This is a genomic window from Streptomyces sp. NPDC057428 (assembly GCF_042803195.1).
Taxonomy (GTDB): domain Bacteria; phylum Actinomycetota; class Actinomycetes; order Streptomycetales; family Streptomycetaceae; genus Streptomyces.
The window spans coordinates 1-4,310 of sequence record NZ_JBHVCT010000183.1 but is presented as its reverse complement, the minus strand read 5'-3'; the positions used below and the strand labels follow the sequence as shown (position 1 = coordinate 4,310).

General features: G+C 73.8%; 3 protein-coding genes. 1 reads left to right on the top strand and 2 read right to left on the bottom strand.

The features are described from left to right. The first annotated feature begins 119 nt into the window (after nucleotides 1–119). Entirely contained in the window at nucleotides 120–938 is an 819-nt protein-coding gene (locus tag ACFU5K_RS31380; protein WP_384067997.1) for a DUF3097 domain-containing protein, read from the top strand. A gap of 46 nt (nucleotides 939–984) precedes the next feature. Here ACFU5K_RS31380 and hemW read toward each other — a convergent pair whose 3' ends face one another. Both hemW and ACFU5K_RS31370 read right to left on the bottom strand, forming a co-directional pair. Beyond that, nucleotides 985–2,217 (bottom strand): radical SAM family heme chaperone HemW, encoded by a 1,233-nt coding sequence (hemW, locus tag ACFU5K_RS31375; protein WP_384067994.1) that lies wholly within the window; start codon nucleotides 2,215–2,217, stop codon nucleotides 985–987. Between the two features lie 58 nt (nucleotides 2,218–2,275). Then, entirely contained in the window at nucleotides 2,276–4,177 is a 1,902-nt protein-coding gene (locus ACFU5K_RS31370; RefSeq protein ID WP_384067991.1) for a SpoIIE family protein phosphatase, read from the bottom strand. Between the last annotated feature and the right edge of the window lie 133 nt (nucleotides 4,178–4,310).

The window sequence follows — 4,310 nt, the reverse complement described above, 5'->3', positions numbered from 1 at the left end:
CCCTGACGGCGATTCGACTACCCCTGCCCTGCTCCCCAGGAGTCCGATTCCTCCCCGGCCTGAAGGCCGGGGCATCCTCGGAGGACTTCGGTGAAAGGGCCCCCGCTTATCGTCGTACCATGCGCAGCTACCAGCCGGACCTGACCCCGCCGTGGAAGAAGTCCTCCCCCGTCCCCGAGGTCCCCGCCGAGCCCGATCTCGTCGTCGAGGAGGCCGTGACCGGCTTCTGCGGGGCGGTGATCCGGTGCGAGAAGACGGCCGAGGGGCCGACGGTCACGCTGGAGGACCGATTCGGCAAGCACCGGGTCTTCCCGATGGTGCAGCGCGGCTTCCTGCTGGAGGGCCGGGTGGTCACGCTCGTACGCCCCTCGGCGGGCGGTCCGGCGCGCCCCTCGCGCACGGCGTCGGGTTCGGTGGCGGTGCCCGGCGCGCGGGCACGGGTGGCGCGGGCGGGGCGCATCTACGTCGAGGGGCGGCACGACGCGGAGCTCGTCGAGCGCGTCTGGGGCGACGACCTGCGCATCGAGGGCGTGGTGGTGGAGTACCTGGAGGGGATCGATGATCTCCCCGCGATCGTGCGCGAGTTCGCGCCCGGCCCGGACGCGAGGCTGGGTGTGCTGGTCGACCATCTCGTGCCGGGTTCCAAGGAGTCCCGGATCGCCGCACAGGTCACGGACGCGAACGTGCTCGTGGTGGGACACCCGTACATCGACGTCTGGGAGGCCGTGAAGCCGTCGTCCGTGGGCATCCCCGGGTGGCCGGTGGTTCCTCGGGGCCAGGACTGGAAGACGGGGGTGTGCCGTGCGCTGGGCTGGCCCGCGAACACCGGCGCCGCGTGGCAGCACATCCTGTCCCGGGTCGGCTCCTACAGGGACCTGGAGCCGCAGTTGCTGGGCCGGGTCGAGGAACTGATCGACTTCGTCACCCTGCCCGGCTGACCCGTCTCGGCAGGGAAGGGCCACGGGGAGCGGCCGGGCCCCGCTCTCAGTCCACCAGGTCCCGCACCACGGCGTCGGCCAGCAGACGGCCCCGCAGCGTCAGGACCGCGCGCCCCTCGGCGTACGGTCCGGGCTCCAGCAGCCCGTCCGCGACCGCGCGGCCTGCCGCCGCGAGGCCCGCGGGGGCCAGCAGCGACAGCGGGCAGCCCTCGACGAGCCGCAGCTCCAGCAGGATGCGTTCGACCCGCCGGTCCTCGTCGGCCAGGATCTCACGGCCGGCGCCCGGGGAACGGCCCTCGGCCAGGGCCTGCGCGTACGCCCCGGGGTGCTTGACGTTCCACCAGCGCACCCCGCCGACGTGGCTGTGCGCCCCGGGTCCGGCGCCCCACCAGTCGGCGCCGCGCCAGTACAGCTCGTTGTGCAGGCAGCGCCCCTCGGGCGTGCGGGCCCAGTTCGACACCTCGTACCAGGAGAAGCCCGCCGCCGCCATGGCCTCGTCCGCGATCAGGTAACGGTCGGCGTGGACGTCGTCGTCCGTCATCGGGACCTCGCCGCGGCGGATGCGGCGCGCCAGTTGGGTGCCCTCCTCCACGATCAGCGCGTACGCCGACACGTGGTCGGGCCCGGCACCGATCGCCGCGTCGAGGGAGGCCCGCCAGTCGTCATCGGACTCGCCGGGGGTGCCGTAGATCAGGTCGAGGTTGACGTGCTCGAAACCGGCTTCCCGTGCCTCGGCGACACAGGCCTCGGGCCTGCCGGGTGTGTGCGTACGGTCCAGGACCTTCAGGACGTGCTGCCGGGCGCTCTGCATGCCGAAGGACACACGGTTGAAGCCGCCCTCGCGCAGGGCCGCCAGGTAGGCCGGGTCGACGGATTCCGGATTCGCCTCCGTTGTGATCTCGGCATCCTCCGCGAGCCCGAACTCCTCACGGATGGCGGCGAGCATCCTGACCAGGTCGGCTGCGGGCAGCAGCGTCGGGGTGCCGCCGCCGACGAAGACCGTGCGGACGGGGCGGGGGTCGTCGCCGAGCACCTTGCGCGCCTGGCGGACCTCCTCCACGAGGTGGGTCGCGTAATTGTCGCGGGAGGCCAGCGCGCCGCCGGAACCGCGCAGCTCGGTCGCGGTGTAGGTGTTGAAGTCGCAGTAGCCGCAGCGGGTGGCGCAGTAGGGCACGTGCAGGTAGAAGCCGAGCGGCCGGTCGGCGGCGCCTTCCAGGGCGTGGCGGGGCAGCGCCCCGTCGTCGGGCACGGGCTCACCATCGGGCAGTACGGAAGGCATACCGTCCATTGTCGCTCGCCGCCGGAGTTCCCCGGCACGCCTGACTGTGGGCCCGGTCTCAGTCGACCTGGATCACCATCAGGGCGAGGTCGTCGTCCGGCGGGCGCTCGGCGAAGGTGTGGACGGCCCGCTTGATCCGGTCGGCTATCCCGGCGGCGGAGAGCCCCGCGCAGTCAGCCAGTACCCGGGCGAGGCCGTCGCCGTCGTCGAACATCAGCCGTCCGGAGCGCCTCTCCGTGACCCCGTCCGTGACGCAGAGCAGGCTGTCGCCCGGTGCCAGGTCGAAGGTCTGACTGCCGTACGCCACGTCCTCGACGATCCCGAGCAGCACCTGCGGCTCGGCCGCCGGGCGTACGGATCCGTCGGGGCGCAGCAGGAGCGGGAGCGGATGACCGGCGCTGGCCACGGTGCAGCGCACGCCGCCGTCCGGGAGCGGCACCAGGTCGCCGTACAGCAGGGAGAGGAAGCGGGACTGGGTGCCGTCCTGGATCTGCTGGCCGCCCGCCGCCGCGACCATGAGGGCGGCGGCCTCGGCCGCCTCCATCGCGTCGTCGAGGAGGAGCCGGTTGAGCCGGTCGAGGACCTCGCCGACGCGGAAGCCCTCCCTGGACAGCAGGCGGAGCCAGGGGCGGGCGAGACCGGTGACGACGGCGGCTTCGGGGCCGCTGCCCTGGACGTCACCGAGGACGAAGCACCAGCGGCCGCCAGGACACGGGAAGAGGTCGTAGAAGTCCCCGCCGACGACACCGTCGTCCCCCGGCTCGTACACCAGGGCACTGGTGACGCCGGGTATCTCGGCGACCTTGCTGGGCAGCAGTCCGCGCTGGAGGATGCGGCTGATGGTGGCCTGGCGGGTGTAGGCGCGGGCGGCGCCCACGGCGAGGCCGACACGGCGCACGAAGTCCGCGAGGAGCACGACGACCTCGTCGGGGATGTGGTCGACGCCCTCGCGTCCCACGAGGACGGCGCCGAGCGTCCGTCCGCCCGAGATGATGCGGTGCGCCAGGGCGGCTCCGGTGACGCTCTCGCGCTCCGCCGTGGCACCGGCGGGCCAGGGCATGGACACGGGGCCGGTGCCGACGCTGCCGGGCAGCCGGAGCGGTTCCTTCTCCAGCGCGGGGCGCAACAGGGCCGCACGGGTCTCGTCGCTGTGCCAGACCCCGGCGAGCCGGGGCACGGCCCCCGGGCCGCCGCTCTCGCTCTCCAGCCAGATGGCGCACCAGTCCGCGAGCCGGGGCACCAGGAGCGGGCCCGCTGTCGCGGCCACCAGGTCCTCGTCCAGCTGGCCTGCGAGCATGCCGGACGCCTCCGCCAGGAAGGAGAGCCCTCCTCGACCCGCCCAGCCCGCGTCGTCGCGCTCCGTGCTCCCGCCCGCGGGGGCGAGGCTCCCGGCCGGACGGGGCCCCTGCCGACCGGGAGCCTCGCCTGCGCCCGGAGCGTCGGGCAGCCCGAACCGGTCGTCACCGGGCAGGCGCGCCCAGACGGTCTTGAGGCCGGTGCGGTAGGTGATGCCCCAGGATTCGGCGAGGGTGGCGACCAGCTGCAGACCCCGGCCGTATTCGGCCGGATCGGGCCGCTCGGCCCGGCCGTCGCGCACCGAACGGGCGGGATGGTGGTCGGTGATCTCCAGCACGAGCGCGAGCGGCTCGGGTCCGGCCGAGTCCTCCAGCCGGATGAGCAGCTCGACCGTCGTGCCGGCGTGCACGACCGCGTTGGTGACCAGTTCGCTGGCCACGGTCAGCGCGTCGTCGGTCAGCCGCTCGCCGAACTCGCCGGCGCCCGGCAGGCCGAGCCCGCTCCAGTCGGCCAGCGCGGCGCGGACGAACCTGCGGGCCGCGGACGACGCCTGGGGGATTCCGGGCAGGCTCGTGCGTGCGACCGGACGCGGGTCGTCGCCCTGACCGGCCACGGCGGTTGCGGGACGGTGCACGATGTCCCGCTGCAAGGGAATGGGCCCCACGGTGCGGCTCCTGACAGTCTCGCGAACGTCGCTGACGTTCTACGACAGAGTGACAGACCGGCCGTGCCCATAAGCGCCGAGTGACGGAAGTCGCCCGGGTCGGCAGGGAACGGGGCCGGGGCCGGTGGACGCC

Bases quoted from the DNA above. Each gene is read 5' to 3' on its own strand.
- ACFU5K_RS31380 (WP_384067997.1), top strand. From the start codon at position 120: ATGCGCAGCTACCAGCCGGACCTGACCCCGCCGTGGAAGAAGTCCTCC.
- hemW (WP_384067994.1), bottom strand. From the start codon at position 2,217: ATGCCTTCCGTACTGCCCGATGGTGAGCCCGTGCCCGACGACGGGGCG.